Here is a 255-nt window from a genome sequence, read left to right on the forward strand (position 1 = left end):
GCTACCGTTTCTCTGAGCGTGATTTTATGTCGATGTCAGATTACTTAAATGCGAGGGAAACAGGTCAGCGCTACGGTGGCAGCAAAGAACTCTACACCATTTCATTGAATAAGAACTTCAGTGACATCGGTATTTCATTATATGCGAATTACAACCACCAGACCTATTGGGATCGTCCAAGTAATGACTATTACAGCATCATGATCTCGAAATATATGGATATTGGTTCGATTAAAAATGTCAGTGTGAACCTGT

At 40.0% G+C, this 255-nt stretch carries 1 protein-coding gene; it reads left to right on the forward strand.

Annotated elements, in window-relative coordinates:
* Positions 1–255 (forward strand): fimbria/pilus outer membrane usher protein (locus AAZR93_RS21735; RefSeq protein ID WP_434721057.1); only part of this gene is annotated, 255 nt, incomplete at both ends.

This window comes from Providencia sp. Je.9.19 (assembly GCF_051129765.1).
Classification (GTDB): Bacteria; Pseudomonadota; Gammaproteobacteria; order Enterobacterales; family Enterobacteriaceae; genus Providencia.